14 protein-coding genes are annotated in these 19,683 nt (G+C 71.7%); 2 read left to right on the top strand and 12 right to left on the bottom strand.

Going from position 1 to position 19,683, the window contains the following annotated elements:
• Positions 1-85 precede the first annotated feature (85 nt).
• The 4 genes from J7I94_RS21810 to proB all read right to left on the bottom strand — a co-directional run bounded on the left by J7I94_RS21810 (position 86) and on the right by proB (position 3,921).
• Positions 86-691, bottom strand: a complete 606-nt coding sequence (locus J7I94_RS21810; RefSeq protein ID WP_215169055.1) for a hypothetical protein — start codon at positions 689-691, stop codon at positions 86-88.
• Positions 692-784: 93 nt separating this feature from the next.
• A complete protein-coding gene (locus tag J7I94_RS21805; RefSeq protein ID WP_215169054.1) occupies positions 785-2,071 on the bottom strand; it encodes a glutamate-5-semialdehyde dehydrogenase in 1,287 nt (428 codons plus the stop codon).
• Between the two features lie 109 nt (positions 2,072-2,180).
• Positions 2,181-2,639 (bottom strand): hypothetical protein, encoded by a 459-nt coding sequence (locus J7I94_RS21800; protein WP_215169224.1) that lies wholly within the window; start codon positions 2,637-2,639, stop codon positions 2,181-2,183.
• A gap of 151 nt (positions 2,640-2,790) precedes the next feature.
• Positions 2,791-3,921 carry a glutamate 5-kinase gene (proB, locus tag J7I94_RS21795; protein WP_215169053.1) on the bottom strand — a complete coding sequence of 377 codons (1,131 nt, stop codon included), beginning with the start codon at positions 3,919-3,921 and terminating at the stop codon, positions 2,791-2,793.
• A 184-nt stretch (positions 3,922-4,105) separates the two neighbouring features.
• Here proB and J7I94_RS21790 point away from each other — a divergent pair, with 184 nt between their 5' ends.
• Together J7I94_RS21790 and J7I94_RS21785 are read left to right on the top strand one after the other, a co-directional pair.
• Positions 4,106-5,542 (top strand): polysaccharide pyruvyl transferase family protein, encoded by a 1,437-nt coding sequence (locus J7I94_RS21790; protein WP_215169052.1) that lies wholly within the window; start codon positions 4,106-4,108, stop codon positions 5,540-5,542.
• Positions 5,543-5,719: 177 nt separating this feature from the next.
• A complete protein-coding gene (locus J7I94_RS21785; RefSeq protein WP_215169222.1) occupies positions 5,720-7,783 on the top strand; it encodes a hypothetical protein in 2,064 nt (687 codons plus the stop codon).
• A gap of 45 nt (positions 7,784-7,828) precedes the next feature.
• Here the strand turns inward: J7I94_RS21785 and J7I94_RS21780 are convergent, their stop codons facing one another.
• From J7I94_RS21780 to rpmA, 8 genes are all read right to left on the bottom strand, one after another.
• Positions 7,829-9,040: a glycosyltransferase gene (locus tag J7I94_RS21780; protein ID WP_215169051.1), complete on the bottom strand. Its 1,212-nt coding sequence runs from the start codon at positions 9,038-9,040 to the stop codon at positions 7,829-7,831.
• Positions 9,041-9,226: 186 nt separating this feature from the next.
• On the bottom strand, positions 9,227-11,302 hold the full coding sequence (locus tag J7I94_RS21775; RefSeq protein ID WP_215169220.1) for a CDP-glycerol glycerophosphotransferase family protein: 2,076 nt from the start codon (positions 11,300-11,302) through the stop codon (positions 9,227-9,229).
• A gap of 177 nt (positions 11,303-11,479) precedes the next feature.
• Positions 11,480-12,976, bottom strand: coding sequence for a bifunctional cytidylyltransferase/SDR family oxidoreductase (locus J7I94_RS21770; protein WP_215169050.1), 1,497 nt, complete (start codon positions 12,974-12,976; stop codon positions 11,480-11,482).
• Positions 12,977-13,191: 215 nt separating this feature from the next.
• On the bottom strand, positions 13,192-14,382 hold the full coding sequence (locus J7I94_RS21765; RefSeq protein WP_215169048.1) for a hypothetical protein: 1,191 nt from the start codon (positions 14,380-14,382) through the stop codon (positions 13,192-13,194).
• A 114-nt stretch (positions 14,383-14,496) separates the two neighbouring features.
• Positions 14,497-16,050, bottom strand: a complete 1,554-nt coding sequence (locus J7I94_RS21760) for an alkaline phosphatase (RefSeq protein WP_215169046.1) — start codon at positions 16,048-16,050, stop codon at positions 14,497-14,499.
• A 231-nt stretch (positions 16,051-16,281) separates the two neighbouring features.
• Positions 16,282-17,721 (bottom strand): FG-GAP and VCBS repeat-containing protein, encoded by a 1,440-nt coding sequence (locus J7I94_RS21755; protein ID WP_215169044.1) that lies wholly within the window; start codon positions 17,719-17,721, stop codon positions 16,282-16,284.
• Positions 17,722-17,885: 164 nt separating this feature from the next.
• Positions 17,886-19,322, bottom strand: a complete 1,437-nt coding sequence (gene obgE, locus J7I94_RS21750) for a GTPase ObgE (RefSeq protein ID WP_215169042.1) — start codon at positions 19,320-19,322, stop codon at positions 17,886-17,888.
• Positions 19,323-19,425: 103 nt separating this feature from the next.
• On the bottom strand, positions 19,426-19,680 hold the full coding sequence (rpmA, locus tag J7I94_RS21745) for a 50S ribosomal protein L27 (RefSeq protein ID WP_215169040.1): 255 nt from the start codon (positions 19,678-19,680) through the stop codon (positions 19,426-19,428).
• Positions 19,681-19,683 lie beyond the last annotated feature (3 nt).

The raw sequence follows: 19,683 nt of genomic DNA, 5'->3' as shown, positions 1-19,683 counted from the left end.
TTCAGAGTAGGTCGCCGGCCCCCCGGATAAACGCCCAGGTACACGACAAGTTCGGACTGCTTCGCAGCGAGGTCGCGGGCGTCGCTCAGGGGCTGCGCGGGATCACCGGAACGGCCGGCTGGGAGTAGTCGGCGGAGGCCGAGGGGGTGGCGGCGCCGCCCTGCTCGGGGCCGGTGGAGGCGGGCGGCGGCACCTGGTCCCGGTCGCTGTCCGAGGACGCGCCCCGGTAGACGGCGCTGAAGGCCAGCGCGACCATGCCGATGCCCATCACGAGGGCGAGCATCCAGGCGACGGGGCGGTGCCAGCGGACCTGCTTGCCGTAGCTCGCGGGGGCGCCGTAGGGGCGGTCGAGCGGGTCGGCGTCGTCGTCCGGGTCGTCGTAGTCGGGGTCGGCCGGGTCGGGGCCCAGGTCGCCGTACCCGTCGTCGTAGCGCTCGCCCCTGGTGCGGGCGCGGCGGGCGGCCTCGGCCTCGGATGCCTCCGCTCTGGCTTCGGCGGCGGCCAGCAGACGTTCGACGGCGGTCGGCTCGTGGACCGTGGCCGCGCCCACGAAGTCCTCGTCGAAGACCACGGAGGCGAACTCTTCGTCCGACACCCCGCGGTCGTGGTCGTCGTCGGGCTCCCAGCCGTCAGGGAACGGCGTGCCCCCCACGTCCTCCGGCACGCATCCAGAGTAGACCTGGGGGGTCATTTTGGGCAGACGGTATGGAAATTCATCCGGTGGGTGAGACGGGCGCGAGGCGCTGCGCGGGGGCGTGTGCCCGGCCGCGCGCCGGGGGCCGGTTCAGCGCCGTACGTGTCCGTCGCCGGTGACGATGTACTTGGTGCTGGTCAGTTCCGGCAGGCCCATCGGGCCGCGGGCGTGCAGCTTCTGGGTGGAGATGCCGATCTCGGCGCCGAAGCCGAACTGGCCGCCGTCGGTGAAGCGGGTGGAGGCGTTCACGGCGACCGTCGTGGAGTCGACCAGCTGGGTGAAGCGGCGGGCCGCCTGCTGCGAGGTGGTGACGATCGCCTCGGTGTGGCCGGAGGTCCACAGCCGGATGTGCTCGACGGCCCGGTCGAGGGAGTCGACGACAGCGGCGGCGATGTCGTAGGAGAGGTATTCGGTCTCCCAGTCCTCCGGGGTGGCCTCGACGACGGTGGCGCGGGAGTCCTTGGCGTACGCCATCACCCGCTCGTCGGCGTGCACGGTGACGCCGGCGTCGGCGAGGGCGTCGAGGGCGCGGGGCAGGAAGCCGGCGGCGATGTCCTGGTGGACCAGGAGGGTCTCGGCGGCGTTGCAGACGCCGACCCGCTGGGCCTTGGAGTTGATCAGGATGTCGACGGCCATGTCGAGGTCGGCCTGCGCGTCGACGTAGACGTGGCAGTTGCCGGTGCCGGTCTCGATGACGGGGACGGTGGACTCCTGGACGACCGTGTTGATCAGGGAGGCGCCGCCGCGCGGGATGAGGACGTCGACCAGGCCGCGGGCACGCATCAGCTCGCGGACGCTGTCGCGGTTCTCGCCGGGGACGAGCTGGACGGCGTCGGCGGGCAGCCCGGCGCCGCCGACCGCGTCGCGGATCACCCGGACCAGGGCGGTGTTCGACCGGTACGCGGACGACGAGCCGCGCAGCAGGACCGCGTTGCCGGACTTCAGGCAGAGGGCGGCGGCGTCGACGGTGACGTTGGGCCGGCCCTCGTAGATGATGCCGACCACGCCGAGCGGGACGCGGACCTGGCGCAGGTCGATGCCGTTGGGGAGGGTGTTGCCGCGGACCACCTCGCCGACGGGGTCGGGCAGGGCGGCGACGTCCCGTACGTCGGAGGCGATGGCCCGCACCCGCTCCGGGGTGAGGGTCAGCCGGTCGATGAGTGCCTCGGCGGTCCCGGCCTCGCGGGCCTTGGCCACGTCCTGGGCGTTGGCCTCGACGATCTCGCTCGTACGGACCTCCAGCGCGTCGGCGACGGCGAGCAGGGCGTCGTCCTTGACGGCCCGCGGCAGCGGCGCGAGGTCGGCGGCGGCGGCCTTGGCCCGGTAGGCGGCCTGGGTGACCGGGGACATCGAGTCGTACGGCGAGAGCGTGGTCATGGGGGAAGGGTAGTGCGCCGGGCGACGTCAGTCCGTGTACGTCCCACACCCCGAGACGGGACTCCGGCAGGTGGACGAGCGGGGTCGTTTCCGCCCAGAAAGGTTCCGTTCAGAAGGGGTGCACTCCGACCGGCGTCGCCGGGGCGGGGCCGTAGCCCGCGGCGATGCGCTGGTGGTAGGTGACGCGGTCGATGACCTCCAGGCCGACGATCTCCCAGGGCGGCAGGCCCGCGGTCTGCCGGTGCTCGCCCCACAGGCGCAGGGCGACGGCGGCGGCGTCGTGCAGGTCGCGGGCCTCTTCCCAGTACCGGATCTCGGCGTGATCGCCGGCGTAGCGGCTGGTCAGCAGGAAGGGGTGGTCGTGGGCGAGCTGTTCGAGGGCGCGGCGGACCTCGGCGAGGGGGGTGCGCTCACCGGAGACGCTGAGGGTGACGTGCCACAGGCGCGGGACCTCCTCGGGCCCCTGGTCCGGGAAGCGGTCACCGGCCGCGACGCTGGTGAGGGCGCGTTCCTCGCCGGCCGCGCGGGCGCCGGCACCGCCGCGGGACGCGGCCGCCCCCGGGCGCACTCGTCTCACGACGGCCTCCTTCTCGCTCGCGCGTCGTCCCGGCGCGGTCGGCCCGGACGGTTGTCCCTGCGACAAAGTGGAGCAGGCCCCGCGCGATCACGGAGGCGGTTTCGCGGAACGTCCACCACCGGTGCGGGGACGTTTCGACCCATTACGGGTACAGGATCACCAGATCGTCCCTGTGTACGACCTCACGTTCGTACGCGGGTCCGAGGTCGCGGGCCAGCTCCCGGGTGGAGCGGCCGATCAGCCGGGGGATCTCCTTGGCGTCGAAGGAGACCAGGCCACGGGCGATCGCGCGCCCCGCGCCGTCCCGCAGCTCGACGGGGTCGCCCGCCCCGAACTCGCCCTCGACGGCGGCGATCCCGGCGGGCAGCAGCGACTTGCGGCCCTCGACCACGGCGCGCACCGCCCCGTCGTCGAGGGTGAGCGCGCCCTGCGGCGCGGAGGCGTGCTGGAGCCAGAGCAGGCGGTTGGTGGAGCGCTTGCCGGTGGGGTGGAAGTAGGTGCCGGTGTCCTGGCCGGTGAGGGCGTCGGCGGCGTGGACCGCGCTGGTGAGCACCACGGGGATGCCGGCGGCGGCGGCGATCCGGGCCGCCTCGACCTTGGTGACCATGCCGCCGGTGCCGACCCCGGCCTTCCCCGCGCTGCCGATCTCGATGCCGGCGAGGTCGGCGGGGCCGCTGACCTCGGCGATGCGGGAGGTGCCGGGGCGGCTCGGGTCGCCGTCGTAGACGCCGTCGACGTCGGAGAGGAGGACGAGCAGGTCGGCGCGGACGAGGTGGGCCACGAGGGCGGCGAGCCGGTCGTTGTCGCCGAAGCGGATCTCGTCGGTGGCGACGGTGTCGTTCTCGTTGACGACCGGGAAGGCGCCCATCGCGAGGAGCTGGTCCAGGGTCCGCGAGGCGTTGCGGTGGTGGGAGCGGCGGCTCATGTCGTACGAGGTGAGCAGGACCTGTCCGACGCGGACGCCGTAGCGGGCGAAGGAGGCGGTGTAGCGGGCGACGAGCAGGCCCTGGCCGACGCTGGCGGCGGCCTGCTGGCGGGCCAGGTCCTTGGGGCGCCGGCTCAGGCCCAGCGGCGCGAGGCCGGCGGCGATGGCGCCGGAGGAGACCAGCACGATCTCCCGCTCCCCCGCCGCGCCGCGCACCTTGGCGAGTACGTCGACGAGCGCGTCGACCCGGTCGGCGTCCAGACCGCCGGCCGCCGTGGTCAGCGACGAGGAGCCGACCTTGACGACGATCCTGCGGGCCTCACCCACGGCCTGCCTTGCCCCTGTCACCTGTACTCTTTCCCCTCGCGTCCGACCTTTCCAGCAATCTACGCGAACCCGGTCCGACGCCGTGCGGCGGTCCACGCTGCGGAACGGACACCCCGTGACCGTTCGCTCACGCAACGCGTTCGGCCGGAAAGTTGTGCCGAATGCCAGTAGAAATCAAAAGGCTGACAAACATACTGTGAACACTGTGTCACCATCAGACTCCGCGGCGCCCCGCACGAAACGCATCCTGCTTCGTTCCGGCAAGAGCCCCTTCGACGTCGTCCCCGTAGAGCAAGCCCTGCACCGGGACGTCATCCTCACCAACGCAGGCAACCTGATCTTCAGCGACGCCTCGCACAAGATCCTCCAGACGCCCGGCGTCGAGGTGGTCTCCAACAAGAACAAGATCGACGTGAACGCGGCGGCCCGGATCAACGAGGAGTACGACGCCTTCGTGGTGCCCCTCGCCAACGCCTTCCGCCCGTCGTTCGAGCCAGTGCTCCAGCGGATGACCCAGTTCATCCGCAAGCTGCGGATCCCCGTGGTGGTGCTGGGCGTCGGCGCCCAGGCCGGCCTCGACAACGACCCGGCCCGGCTGAAGCCCCTGGAGGCGAGCGTCCGCTCGTTCGTCTCGGCGGTGCTCGACCGGAGCGCGTCGATCGGCGTGCGGGGCGAGTTCACCGAGCAGTACCTGCGGGACATGGGCTTCCGGGACGTCGAGGTGATCGGCTGTCCCTCGCTGTTCATGCACGGCCGGGAACTGCGCGTGGAGAAGCGGGTGTCCGAGGTGACCCCCGCCTCCCGCATCGCCATCAACGGCTCGCACTCCGCGGTCAAGGGCCAGGGCCTGGACCAGATCATCCGGCGCACCCACGAGCGCTACCCGAACCTGACGTTCATCTGCCAGAACCTCAGCGACGCGCGGCAGTTGCACTGGCGGGACATGTCCGACCCGAACGCCAAGGTCACCGGGATGCCGTCGCACCCGGACCACCCGATGTACGCCGAGGACAAGGTCCGGGTCTACATCGACCCGGTCACCTGGATCGACGACCTGCGCGGCTACGACTTCTCCTTCGGCTCCCGCATCCACGGCAACATCGCCGCCCTGCTCGCCGGGACGCCCGCGACCGTGCTGACCGCCGACTCGCGGACGCTGGAGCTGTGCCGGTACTTCGAGATACCGCACCAGCGGATAGACCAGCTCCCCGACGACCTCGACCCCGCCCGGCTGTACGAGCAGGCCGACTTCAGCGGCCTGGTCGGCAACCACGCCGAGCGCTTCGACCGGTTCACCGGGTTCCTCGACAAGAACGGCCTGGAGAACACCTTCACGCACGGCGACGGCGGCGCGGCCTTCGAGAAGAAGCTGCGCTCGCTGTCCTTCCCGCCCGGCGTCCGGCCGTGGCTCGGCGAGCCCGCCTCCGTCACCGAGCGGATCGGCTTCCTGTACGGCCGGGTCTCCGCGCTCACCTCCGAGAACAACAAGCTGAAGCGGGAGCTGAGCCAGGCGAAGAGCAAGGCCAAGGCCCAGGCGAAGGCCGCGACGACCGCCGCGGCGAAGAAGCCCGCAGCGTCCGACAGTTCGGTGATCCGCAGGGCCCGCCGCGTGGTGGGCCGCGCCTTCCAGTCGGGCCGTTAGTCCGCGTGCGACGCACCCCGCCGGACCGTCGGCGGGGTGCATAGCACGAGCCCTCACCCCAGGGTTCCGGCGACACGCGCGTGTCGTCGGAAGGTCGGCGCGCGTTAACCCGGGAGTCCGTTTCGCGACGACCCTGGAGTGACCGCAGTGCCCGAACCCTCGTCCCGCCGGTGGCAGATGGCGCGGCCCCGCCACCGCCGGATCACCGCCAAGCTGCTCGTACTGGCCGCCTTGGCGACGGCCTTCACCGCGCAGGCCGTCGGCGCGCTGCTGCCGAACGTGCCGCTGCTGCTGGCGGCCACCGCCTCGTCACTGGCCGCCGAGGGCGCGGTGTACCGGTGGCAGCGCGGCATGCTGTCGCTGCTGACCAAGTCGCACGCGGACGTCACCGTGCGGCACGTCCTGCGCGACCTGCTGCTCGTGGTGGGCCTGCTGCGGCTCGGCGAACAGCACCGCGAGACGGTGTACGCCCCGCTCGTCGCCGGCCTGCTCGCCTGCTACGCGCTGCACTGCGCGATCCAGGCGGTCTCCGTACTGGTCCGCCGCAGCCGCACGCTGCCGGTGGTGACCCGGAACATCGACGCCTCGGCGCTGCGGCTGACCCCGGCGCCGCCGGTGCTGCTGCGCCGCCCCGGCCACCGGCTGCTGGTCCTCGGGCTGCCCGCGACCGGCGGGCTGCTGGCCACGGTGGCGGCCGACGCGCCGCTGTGCGGGGCGGTGGGCCTGGCCGTGTCCCTGGCGTTCTCGGTGGCCGGTCTGGGCGCCCTGCTGCTGCGGCTGCTGCCGGGCCGCCGGCCCGCCGGTGAGCAGGAGGTGCTCGACTGGTTCGACGCGTGGCTGGCGGAGTACGAGCCGACGGTCGGGCTGTACTTCTCCGGCGGCGCCTCCTCGGCGTACCAGGCCAACATGTGGCTGGAGCCGCTGGCCCGGCTCGGTGAACGACCGGTGGTCGTGCTGCGGGAGCGGTTCATGGTGCAGAAACTCGCGGCGACCGACCTGCCGGTGGTGTGCCTGCCGAAGGTGTCCACGCTGATGCGGCTTGAGCACTCCACGCTCCAGGTGCTCATCCACCCCTCGAACTCCGGCAAGACCTCCCAGGTGCTGCGCATCCCCACCATCAAGCACGCCTTCGTCAACCACGGCGAGAGCGACAAGCTGTCCTCCTGCAACCCCTACGCCAAGGCGTACGACGAGGTGTGGGTGGCCGGTCCGGCGGCGCGCGAGCGGTACGCGCTGGCCGAGGTCGGCGTCGAGGACAAGGACGTCGTCGAGATCGGCCGCCCGCAACTGGACGCGGTACGCCCGTACGCGGGGCCGCCGACCGGCCCGTACACGACCGTGCTGTACGCGCCGACCTGGGAGGGCTGGGACGGCAACCCCGGCAACACCTCGGTGATCGCGGCCGGGGAGAACCTGGTCCGGGCGCTGCTCGCCGACCCGGGCGTACGGCTGCTGTACAAGCCGCATCCGCTGACCGGGACGGTGGACCCGCGGGCCGGGGCCGCCGATCTGCGCATCCGGGAGCTGATCCGGGCGGCGAACCAGGGGCGGCGGACAGCGGTGCATCCGGCCGCCTCGGAGGAACTGGCCCGGTACGCGGCCGAGATGCACCGGCTGACGACGTCCGCGCCACGGGCCGGGGCGGACCAGGTGGAGCGGATGCTGACGCAGTCGGCGCCGGAGCCGGGACGGGCCGCGGCGGTGGCGGCGGCCGCGGCCGGCTGGGACGAGGCGTACTGGGCGTCGCTGCCCGAGGGCGAGCACCGGGTCGTCACCGAGGCCCGGCCCGCGCTGTACTCCTGCTTCGACCGGGCCGACCTGCTGATCAGCGATGTGTCGAGCGTGATCAGCGACTTCCTGGCCAGCGGCAAGCCGTACGCGGTGGCCAACACCAGCGGGCTCGCCGAGGAGGCGTTCCGGGTGGCGTTCCCGACGGTGGCGGCGGCGACCGTGCTGACGCCGGACGCCGCCGGAGTGCCGGCGCTGCTGGAGGCGGTGCGATGCCCGGAGAAGGACATGTTCGCCGAGGCCCGGGCCGCGCTGGCGCTGCGGCTGCTCGGCCCGGCCGAGCCGCCCGCGCAGGAGCGGTTCGCCGCGGCCGTGCGGGCACTGTGCGCGTCGGCCCGCGACCACCGGGCCCGGACGGCCGGGCGCCGCACGACCGAACTGCCCGGTCAGCGGCAGGAGCGGACGGCCGGGTCGGCGTCCCTCACACCACCGCGGGCCGGACGCCACCGGTGAGGTCGCGGGTGAGCGTCCGCCGCTCCCGGCAAGCCGAGGTGTCCATCACGCCGCCGTCCGGCCCCTTCCACTGAGGCGGGAGTGCGGAAGGGCGCGGCGGACGGCACGGCGCAGCAGGGAGCCCGGCGCCTGCTCCACATAGCCCAGGAAGGGACGCGCCTCGCGGCCCCGGGCGCGGTAGATCTCGTCGGGTATGCCCGCCTTCCGGTCCCGGAAGTGCGGGTAGACGAGGTACAGCCGACGGCCGCCCTTCTCCAGGAGGGCGGCCGCCTGCTTCTTGGCCCGGATGAATTCCAGGACGTCGTCCAGAAGTCCGGTCTGCCGGGTCGCCACCAGGTGCATGCGCAGCCGCTCGTTGACCTTCAGCAGATCGGCGACGCCCGGGGTCCAGTAGGCGTCCAGCAGGGGCTTCGCCAGGTCGAGCTTGTGCCGCCGGACCTCCTCGCTGTCCTTCAGCCAGCGCGGGCCGAACTGGGCCAGCACCGTGACGCCGAAGGGACGGACCATGAGCTGGTCGCGCCGGTCGCCGGCGGGCACCAGCTCGGCGATCAGCTCCATCAGGGCGCGCGCGTGGCCGAAGCGCCCGGGGTAGGTGGAGGTCTTCGTCACGTGCTTGCCGTCGTCGCGGCCCACCAGGTAGTAGCAGGTGTAGTCGGCGAGCACGGAGACGCCGTCGGCCCGCAGGTACGCCTCCATCGTGAACAGCGCGTCCTCGCCGCTGAACAGGGACTCGTCGAAGCGCATGCCGTGACGTTCCAGCAGCGCGCGGCGGAACAGCTTCTGGGCGGTGAGCGTGTACTTGATGTTGGAGGAGAAGACGTCCGTGCGCTCCAGCGACGTGCGCCACACCGACCTGGGGGCCTTGCGGTTGATCCCCTCGATGCGGCCGACGACCACGTCCGTGCCGGCCCGGTCGGCCATCGCGACCATCCGCTCCAGGGCCTCGGGGCCGAGCCGGTCGTCGGCGTCGAGGAAGAACACGTAGCGTCCGGTGGCCTTGCCCAGGCCCACGTTGCGCGGGCCGCTGGGGCCGCCGGAGTTCTCCTGCCGGATCACCGTGACCGGCATGGGGGCACGGGCGGCGAACTGCTCCAGGCAGTCCCCGGTGCCGTCGGTGGAGCCGTCGTCCACCGCGATGACCTCGACACGCGCCGGGTCGATGGTCTGCGCCTCGACGGAGGCCAGGCACGCGACCAGATACGGCATCGCCTCGTACGCCCCGATGATCACGCTGACATCAGGTTGCGTCCCGGTCACGTCTACTCCCTAGTCACCCTGGTCATGGGAAATTCTCCCCGTATTACCTCTTTGGCTATGTGTTAGACGGGTGTCCGGGGCAGCAGGTTGCTCAACCCCTCCGAACTTGTGATCGACATCACGGTTTCCGCAGCGAAAACGGCCCGGCCCTCAAGGGCCGAGCCGTCCGGTGCGGGGCGTGCGCGGTCAGGCGGCGCCCGCGCCGTCCGCCTCACCGGCGCCGCTCGCCCGCTGCACGGGCAGCGCGTCCGCCAGTTCCACGTCGGGGCCGCCGGCCACGATCCGGGACTCCTGGCCGACGTTGCGCGCCTCGGCCTTCACCGCGAGGTCCGCGACGGCGTCGTTGAACTGCTCGATGGAGGTCGGCTCGTCGGGACCGAGCAGATAGCGCTTGAGATCCTTGCGGTCCTCGGCCAGCGCGTCCCGGGCCGGGTCGCGGACCGCGGCCAGCAACTCGACGAGCCCGGCGGCGGTGTTGTCGAGGATCACCGCGGCACGCACCGCCGTGTTCTGCCGCTTGAACTCCTCCTCGCCCAGCTCCCCCGAGTCGGTGACCGCGTACGGCTTGCCGCTGGCGATGAAGTCGGAGACCACGCTGGAGATGTCGGAGACCATCGCGTCGGAGACGTTGAAGCAGTCGTACAGGCGCGGCTCGGCGCCCGTGATGACCCGGTGCTCCCAGGCCGGGACGGCCGCCCAGTAGGCGTCGTTCCACTCGGCGCGCAGCCGGGCGATCTCCTCGTGCCTGCGGACGTCGACCACGCCGTCGCGGCTGGCCTCGGCCTCGTCACCCTTGTCGGAGCCGCCGGACAGCGCGGCGAGCCGGGCCTCGACGCGGGCGAGTTCCGCCTTGGCCTTCGCCTGCGCGGAGGCGTCGGCGGCGAAGCGGGCGTCGGCGGCGCGCTCGGCGGCGGCCTTCTCCACCAGGGCGGTGATCCGCCGGTGGGCGGCGCCGGCCTCCTTGCTGACGGTGCCGGTGAACGGGTGCGGCTTGTACAGGACGCGGACCGGCGGGTCGGCGGTCACCAGTCGCCGCACGATGTTCTCGCCGGCCAGCACGATCGAGGTGTTGCCGGGGTTGCCGTCCCAGCCCTCCCAGGTGGGCGCGTACAGCACGGTCGGCATACGTCCCTCGGGAACGCCCTGCCAGGTGCGGATCGGGGCGAGCTGGGGGCGGCCGACCTCGACGATGTCGTCGTCGCGGACGCCGACGTCGGCGATGGCGTAGCGGTCGCGGCCCGCGCGTCCGGCGGTCCACACCTCGTCGTAGACCTTGCTGAACGGGTTGACGCTGGCCAGCTTGTCGCTGTCCCCGTGGCCGATGAAGACGTGCTTCATGGTCGGGACGCGCAGCATGTGGATGTTCTTGCCGACGTTGGCGGCGTAGAGCGCGACGCGGACCGTGGACAGGTCCATGTTCATCAGGTGCACACCGCCGGGCACGCAGATCACCGGGACGGTGGTGGGCGCCAGGTTCTGCAGGATGACCCGCTCGCGCAGGATGACCAGCGGCCGGGTCTCCAGCTGCTCCATGGTCTCCAGCCACATGTTGACCTGGTACGCGGAGTCCTTGGAGCCGGAGAAGTACAGCACCGTCTCCGGCCGGTACTCGCCCAGCCAGTCGTCGACGGCGGCCAGCACCGTCTCGGCGTTGGGCGGGACCCGGCGGCCGCGGACGTAGCGCAGCAGAGCCAGCACGTACAAGGCGCCCAGGACCAGCGTGAGACCGATGCCGGCGAAACCGACCGCGGAGCTGTCCAGCTGCGCGGCGGCCAGTATGCCGACGACGGCGAACAGGTCGAGGTGGAGGATCTTCTCGGCGGAGCGGTGCAGCAGACCGCGGGGCGGGGCGTCGGGGATGCGGACGCGCGAGGCCAGGTCGACGTTGCGGGTGGCGACCGGCAGCCGGCGGCGGTTGCGGATCAGGGTGACCAGGGCACCGTGCGGGGCCTGGAGGCCGAAGAAGGCGATGAAGCAGGCGATCGCGCCGTAGTAGATCAGGTTGTCCGCGAGGGACAGCCGGGCCAGCAGGAGGACCAGCAGCAGCTGCCGGATCAGGAAGCGGATCGACAGGCCGGCCCGGACCTTGCTGAGCCGGTTGATCAGGTAGCTGTTCCTGCGGTGCAGGAAGTGGTCCGCCAGGTACGTCACGGCGGCCGCGGCCGCGAAGGCGGGGACGCTCGGGACGAGCGCGGCCACCATGAGGCCGGGGTAGCCCAGCATCATGAGGACCGCCGCGGCCAGCTCGGCCGCGCTGCCCACCCGGGCGACGCGAATAGCGGTGGATATCACGGAGAACCTGCTCTGCTCTGCTGCGGATTGTGAGCGATCGGTGAAGGTACTGATTCAGGCCCCTGCTTTCGCCCTGTCAATGACAATCACGACATTGACGAGCGGAAGCAGAGGCCTGAATTGCAGAAGTCTATTTGCCGACGATTATTACACGCCGTCCTGACGGTCCAGCACCGCGGCCAGCGCCTGCTCGAAGCCGGACGCCTTGGCCGCACCGGCGGTCGGGTCCTGCTGGCGTACGTCGATGACGTGGCCGGTCAGCTCGGACAGCAGCACGTCGAGCGAGGCACGGGCCACCGCGTCGGAGGAGAGCAGGCTGCCCGCGGGCTCCTGGCCGAACGCCTTGGTGCGCATCGGCGTCGCGGTCCGCTCGGGGTTGACGCAGTTGACGCGGACACCGTCGCCGGCCCACTCGTCGGAGAGCGCCTGGGTGAGGTTGACCATCGCGGCCTTGGTGGAGGAGTACAGGCTGTACTCGGCACGCCCGCGCGTGTAGCTGCTGGAGGTGTAGAGCAGCAGCTGGCCCTTGGTCTCGGCCAGGTACTTGTACGAGGACCGGGCGATCTGCACCGGGGCCAGGTAGTTGACCTTCAGCGCCTCCTCGATGGTGGCGTTGTCGGTCTCGGCGAGCTTGCCTATGCGCAGCACGCCGGCGGTGTTGACGACGTAGTCGATCCGCCCGGTCTCGGCGTACGCCTTGGACAGGGCGTCGTCGACCTCCTCCGGGTTCTCCACGTGGGTGCCGGTGGTGGAGCGGCCGAGCGCGTAGACCGTGGCGCCGTAGGACTCGGCGAGTTCCGCGATGTCCTTGCCGATGCCGTAGGAGCCGCCGAAGACGACCATGGTCTTGCCGGTCAGCAGTTCGCGGTAGGCGTCCTCACCGACCTGCTCGGGGGCGGCGCTGGAGGCGAGCTGGAAGAGCTTGTCGGCGATGAAGACGTCGACGGGCTGGGTGACCTTCATGTTGTACTCGTCGCCCGCCACGACGTGGATCGGCACGTCGGGCAGGTACTTGAGCACGACCGAGCAGTCGTCGGTGGCCTGGAAGTTCGGGTCGCCGGCCGCGACCTCGTAGGCCCGCTTGATCGTGGACAGCTTGAACGCCTGGGGCGTCTGGCCGCGGCGCAGCCGGGAGCGGTCCGGGACGTCGGTGATGAACTCGCCGTCCGAGCCGTGGGTGCGGGTCACGATGATGGTGTCCGCGGACGGGATGGCCACGTCGACGGCGTCGTAGCGCTCCAGCGCGCTCACGCAGTCGTCGATGACCCGCTGCGACAGCAGGGGGCGCACCGCGTCGTGGAAGAGGACGTTGAGGTCCTCCCCTTCGCCCAGCCCCTCGCCGAGGGCGGCGATGGCGCGCTCGGTGGTCTCGTTCCGGGTCGAGCCGCCCTCGATGACCTTCTTCACCTTGGTGAAGCCGGCCTTGGCGACGATCTTCTCGATGTCGGGCACGTAGCCGGGGGCCATCAGCACGATGATGTCGTCGACGGAGTCGGCGTTCTCGAAGGTGGTCAGGGTGTGCTCGATGACTGCCTTGCCGGCGATCTTCAGCAACTGCTTGGGGATCGACAGACCCACCCGCTGACCGGTGCCACCGGCCAGGATCACTGCGGTGGTACGGGGCTTGGCTATGTGCTGGGACACAGGTGACCTACCTTGGGGCGACAGGGAACTTCGAAATGGTCCCACTTGTGGTTACCGCAGTGCAAGGTGAGCGACCTCTGCCGCATATGTGCGCGCAACCTGTCATTCACCTGGCGCTCCTGGTGACGGGCGAAACGTTCACGGCGGCGACGCGAACTCCTGTGGAATCGCTGTGAGTAACTCCACAGGAGCCCGGCGTCGCGCTGCGTGACGCCTCAGTGCCGGCGCAGCTTCTTCAGGGCGCGGTGACCGAGCACCTTGACGAGATCCTTGGAGGACGTCTGGTGCACCGTACGCGACTTGACCGGAGCGGTGTTGCGCACGGGCGCGGCGGCGGCCGCGGCGAGCGCCCCGTACAACGCCTGAGCGGCCACCTCCGGGTCGATGCGCGGCTTGGTCCCGGCCGCGTCGGGGAGCGCGGGCACGGCGGACAGCAGCGCCGGGTCGCCCAGCACGCGTACGCCCATGGCGGCGATCCGGTCCGCCATCTCGGCGCCGATCTCCGCGGCGGCCTCGGCGGCCCAGCGCGGCGTGTGTATCTTCACGTCGTCCGGGCCCGGGGCGCACGCGTTCTTCATATGCATGACGGCGCCGTAGCGGACGAGCGAGGAATACAGCTCCTCGGGGAGTTCGTTGCCGCGGAATTCCACATTGAGTCTGCGCAGCATTTCGGTCTCGGCGAGGGTCAGCGACCGGTTCGCCGTGTCCGGGACGGGCTGGAGCAGCCCGTCGGGCAGGCCGAGCAGCGACTCGAAGGTGCGCATCAGGCCGCCGCGGTCGCGGTCGTCGACCACGACGACGGTGAGCCGCTCGGGGCCGACCGCCCGGACCCACCGCTCGACGAGCCGGTCGTGCCGGTGCCGGCGCCAGAAGCTGGGGTTGGGCTTCTCGTACGGCGGCTTCCGGAGCATGTGCTCCAGCCAGCTCTCGTAGCCCATGCGCAGGCCGTTCTGCACGTACTGCTGCCACTGCGAGGGCATGATCTTGGCCAGCGGACGCAGGGTGACCATGACGTGCACCCGGTCGCCGCCCAGCTCCCGGACGATCCGCTCGACGGTCTCGTCGTCGGGGGCGTCGGCGAAGAACTCGCTGCTGACCACCGAGGTCCGCTTGCCGGTGGCGGCGACCTGGGAGACCAGGGTCTCCCAGTGCCGCTCGGTGGGTCTGCTGTTGCCCAGCATCCCGGGGCGGGCGCAGACCGCCAGGGCGGCCGACATCGGGTGCCGGCTGTCGGCCGGGAAGTCCACGCCGTGCGCCGCCATGGCGTCCTTGGCGGCGAACAGCGCGCCCTGGATCGAGGTGGTCCCGGTCTTGTGCGGGCCTATGTGCAGCAGTCGGGTCCCGGCGGGGAACGGGGACACCCCGCTGTTGGCCGGGACGTCATCTCTCGTACAGTCCGTCTCCATGGTCAGAAGACGGTAAGAGGTCTTCCTGAGGGTTGGCTGAGAAGTGCTGAGAAGCGCGGCCGACGGTGGCGCGGCTCACACCGCGCGATCACACCACGGGGTCATGTCACGGGGTCACACCAGGGAGACCCCGGGGTCGCCCGCCTCGACCCGCAGCCGGGCCAGGGTGGAGGCCGTCGCGGTGGGCTTGAGCACCGTGTCCACCGTCCGCACCCGGGCGTCGATGCCGTCCGGGCGGATGTCGAAGAGGTGGTAGCCGCGGTGGGCGTCGATCAGCTTCCAGTGCGGGTTGTCGGCCTTGAGCGGGTCGAACTGGGCGTGGAAGGCGGCCTGGTCCTGGTCGCCGTTGCTGGAGATGGAGGTGCCGACGAACTCGGCGCCGACGACCTGCGACTTCGGGTCGGCGTAGTCGGTCCTCAGGTCGCTGACCATGGTGAGGTGGCGGTCGCCGGTGAGCACGACCGGGTTGCTGACCTTCCGGAACTCCTTCAGCAGGGCGTTGCGTTCCACCTGGTAGCCGTCCCAGGCGTCGTAGTACCAGAGCTTGCCCTCGCCGACCTTGAGGTCGGTCTCGGCCATCATGATCTGGGAGGCGATCAGGTTCCAGCGGGCGAATGAGCCGTGCAGCCCCTTCAGCAGCCACCTCTTCTGCGCGGCGCCGAGCATCGTCAGCTCCGGGTCCTGGGCACCGGCCTGGCTGGTGGCCTGGTCGCTGCGGAACTGACGGGTGTCCAGCACGTTCAGCCGGGCCAGCCGGCCGAACTCCAGGCGCCGGTACATCCGGATGTGCGGGCCGTTCGGGATGGCGGTGGCGCGGACCGGCATGTGCTCGTAGTAGGCCTGGTAGGCGGCGGTGATGCGGTCCACGAAGTCTTCGGGCGTCTGCTTGGCGGGGTCCTGCGGGACCTGGCCGGCGTAGTCGTTGTCGACCTCGTGGTCGTCGAAGGTGACGACGAAGGGGGCGTTCGCGTGCATCGCCGCGAGGTCGGGGTCGCTGCGGTACTGGGCGTAGCGGTTGCGGTACTGGGTGAGGGAGTAGGGCTCGCCGGTGCCCTCGTGCGTGCGCACGGCGGTCGCGGACGGCGAGGACTCGTAGATGTAGTCCCCGACGAACAGCACGACGTCCGGGTCCTGTTCGAGCATGTCGGCGTACGGGGTGAACCAGCCGTGCTGCCAGTTCTGGCAGGAGGCCAGGGCGACCCGCAGGCCGCCGGTGCCGGTCGAGTTCGCCGCCGGGGCGGTGCGGGTGCGGCCGGTGGGCGAGAGCCGGCCGCCGGCCCGGAAGCGGAACCAGTACGTACGTCCCGGCCGCAGGCCGCGGACGTCCACGTGGACGCTGTGTCCGTAGGCGGGCCGGGCCACGGTGAAGCCGCTGCGGACCACCTTGCGGAACTTCACGTCCGAGGACACCTGCCACTGCACCGACACGTTCCGGGCCGGCATGCCGCCGCCGGCCAGCGGGTCGGGGGCGAGGCGGGTCCACAGCACGACGCCGTCCGGGAGCGGGTCGCCGGAGGCGACGCCGAGGCTGAACACGTCCTCGGGCAGCGGGGTCTCGGCCGCCTGGGCGGAGGCGGGCAGCCACAGCTGGTGGGTGGCCGCGGCGCCGAGCAGGGCGGCGCCGCCGGCCAGGAAGCGGCGACGGTCGGTGGATGTTGCTCCGGTCATGGGTGAACTCCCTGGTGTCGCAGGCCTCGTGGACACCCAGGAAGCTCACGCTCCGGGGTGGTCGGGCCGCTGAACCAAGTCGTTCGCGTGCATGACAAATACGTGGACGGCAGGGGTCCCGTTGCGACACGGGAACCTCACGGTGAACGGAGCCGGTCGCGACGGGGGGTCACGCTCCCGCCGCGGCCCCGGCCGTCACCGCCGGCCCGGGGGGCCGGGCCGCACGGCGCCTCAGCCCGGGAAGTTGTGACCGAGCCAGTCCATGCCCGCCGGCCTGCCGAGGCTGCCGGGGCCGAAGACGAAGGAGCCGGTGGCGGTGGCGCCGGAGGCGGTGGCGGGGAGGACCCACACCGCGCCGGTCCCGCTGTTCTCCCCGTACGCCCCCACGACCGGCTCCGCGCGGCCGTCGCCGTCGCCGTCGACCAGGTCGAGGGCGGAGCCGAACGCGTCGCCCTTCTCGGCCGTGCCGGGCACGCCCGCGGTGTCCTGGTGGAAGACCTGGCCGCCGGCGCCCGTGGGTCCGTCCGGTCCGCCGGGGATCACGGCGACGGAGCCGGTCGGCTGGACGGTGCCGACGCCCTCGGAGGGGTTGCCCGCCAGGATGTCGCCGTAGCCGTCGCCGTTCACGTCGCCCACGGTGAGGTGGCTGCCGAAGGTGTCCTCGGGCTCCTGGCTGCCGGGCACGCCGGGGGTGTCCTGGTCGATGACCTGGATGTGGGCGGTGTCCGGGCCGTTCGCGGTGCCGTAGGAGATCCGGATGTCGCGGTAGCCCAGGAGGAGATCGGCCCGGCCGTCGCCGTCGACGTCGCCGAGGGTGAGCGCGATGCCGGTCGCGTTGGCGGGGTCGCCGTCCCCGTTGGTGAGGACGGTGGCCGACGCGAGGGGGTCGTCGCCACCGCGCAGGTAGCGCAGTTCCTGGTAGCCGGCCTCTTCCTCGCCCTCTTCGTACACCGTCACGCGCGCGACGAGATCGGTGCGGCCGTCACCGTCGGCGTCACCGGCGGCGAGGTCGGTCACGCTCTCGTTGAAGGGGACGGAGGAGAGCGCCGTCTGCCGGGTGGCGGCCGGGCTGCCGTCCCGTCCGAAGGGGCCGGTCTCCAGAACTCCCTCACGGATCAGGTCGTCCTGGCCGTCACCGTCGAAGTCACCGGTGGCGAACGGACCGTCCTGGTAGGCGCCGTCACCGGCGGCCGGCAGGGTGGTCGCCGAGGTGAGGCCCCCGGCGCCGCCCCACAGCACGGTCCGGCTGGCCAGCCGCTCCCTGCCGCCGGAGGTCCACTCCTCCTCCGCCGTCAGCACCAGCAGATCGGTGTATCCGTCGCCGTCGAGGTCGGCGGTGTCCAGGGCGTACCCGAACTCGTCGCCCTGCTCGGGGGATCCGGGTATGCCGGCGGTGGCCTGCGAGTAGATCTTCTTCGCCGAGGTCGACGTCCCCGACGCCGATCCGTACAGGACGGCGACGTAACCGGCCCTGGCGACGCCGTTCACGGCGCCGAACGGGGCACCGACGGCCAGGTCCTCGTACCCGTCGCCGTTGAAGTCCTGCCGCAGCTCCACCGCCCCGGCGGGCCGGGCCTGGGCGAGCGGTGACATGGCCGAGGTCGCTGCTACGAGCGCGACGGCGATCGTCAGGGCCCGGCCGGACTGTGCTGCATCGAGGCGTCTGGACACGTCTTCTCCGGTGAGTCGTACGGCAGTCGGCCGCGGGACGGATCAGAAAGCCGTCCCACGCTGCCCGGTACGACTCACCGGCCGGCGAGGTGGTTGTCCTGGAAGGTGAAGCGAGTTCACCCCTGGTTCACCACGTCCGCCACGTACACCCGCCACGTACACCTCTAGAACGGGTCGAAGCCCTCGAACTCCTCGTCCGCCTCGTCCCGCTCGGCCTGCCGGTCCCGGCGGCGCTGGGCCGCGGGCCGGGGCGCCTCGAAGCGGTGGTCCTCGCCGCGCCGGCCGAGCATCTCCGCCCCGGCCATCATCGACGGCTCCCAGTCGAAGACGACGGCGTTGTCCTCGGGACCGATGGCGACGCCGTCGCCCGACCGGGCCCCGGCCTTCACCAACTGCTCCTCGACACCGAGCCGGCCCAGCCGGTCCGCGAGGTAGCCGACGGCCTCGTCGTTGTTGAAGTCGGTCTGCCGCACCCAGCGCTCGGGCTTCTCGCCCCGCACCCGGAACAGCCCGTCCTCCTCGCGGGTGACCGTGAAGCCCGTGTCGTCCACGGCCTTGGGCCGGATGACGATCCGCGTCGCCTCCTCCTTGGGCCGGGCGGCACGCGCCCCGGCCACCAGCTCGGCGAGCGCGAACGACAGCTCGCGCAGCCCGAGGTGGGCCACGGCCGACGCCTCGAAGACGCGGTAGCCGCGCTCCTCCAGCTCGGGCCGCACCATCTCGGCGAGGTCCTTGCCGTCCGGGACGTCGATCTTGTTGAGGACGACGACCCGCGGCCGGTCCCCGAGCCCGCCGTACTGCCGCAGCTCCTCCTCGATGATGTCGAGGTCGGAGAGGGGGTCGCGGTCGGACTCCAGGGTGGCCGTGTCCAGCACGTGCACCAGTACGCTGCACCGCTCCACGTGCCGCAGGAACTCCAGGCCGAGCCCGCGGCCCTGGCTGGCGCCCGGGATCAGCCCCGGCACGTCCGCGATCGTGTAGACGGTCGACCCGGCGGTGACGACACCGAGGTTCGGCACCAGCGTGGTGAAGGGATAGTCCGCGATCTTCGGCTTGGCGGCGCTCAGCACCGAGATCAGCGAGGACTTGCCCGCGCTCGGGTACCCGACGAGCGCCACGTCGGCGACGGTCTTCAGCTCCAGTACGACGTCCTGGAGGTCACCGGGCTCACCGAGCAGCGCGAAGCCGGGGGCCTTGCGCCGCGCGGAGGCCAGCGCCGCGTTGCCGAGCCCGCCGCGCCCGCCCTGCGCGGCGACGAAGGAGGTGCCGTGGCCGACCAGGTCGGCGAGGACGTTGCCCGCCTTGTCCAGGACGACGGTGCCGTCCGGGACCGGCAGTACCAGGTCCTGGCCGTCCTTGCCGGAGCGGTTGCCGCCCTCGCCGGGCTTGCCGTTGGTGGCCTTGCGGTGCGGGGAGTGGTGGTAGTCGAGCAGGGTGGTCACGGACTGGTCGACGGTGAGGATGACGTCCCCGCCCCGGCCGCCGTTGCCGCCGTCCGGGCCGCCCAGCGGCTTGAACTTCTCCCGGTGCACGGAGGCACAGCCGTGGCCTCCGCTACCCGCGGCGACATGCAGCTCGACGCGGTCCACGAAGGTGGTCATGGGATGTGCCTCCAGTTACGTACGGGTGTTTCCTGATCCAACAAGCGAAAGGCGGACCCACTTCCCCGGAGGGAAGTGAGGTCCGCCTCGCGAAAGTCTCCGGTCAGGCGACCGGGACGATGTTCACGACCTTGCGGCCACGCGCGGTGCCGAACTGCACCGAACCGGCCTGCAGCGCGAACAGCGTGTCGTCGCCACCGCGGCCGACACCGGCGCCCGGGTGGAAGTGGGTGCCGCGCTGGCGGACGATGATCTCACCCGCGTTGACGACCTGACCGCCGAAGCGCTTCACGCCGAGCCGCTGGGCGTTGGAGTCGCGACCGTTCCGGGTGGACGATGCGCCCTTCTTGTGTGCCATCTC

It is taken from the genome of Streptomyces sp. ISL-12, assembly GCF_018614415.1.
Lineage (GTDB): Bacteria > Actinomycetota > Actinomycetes > Streptomycetales > Streptomycetaceae > Streptomyces.
The sequence above is the reverse complement of the archived record's forward strand: the minus strand, read 5'-3'. Positions and strand labels throughout refer to the sequence as shown.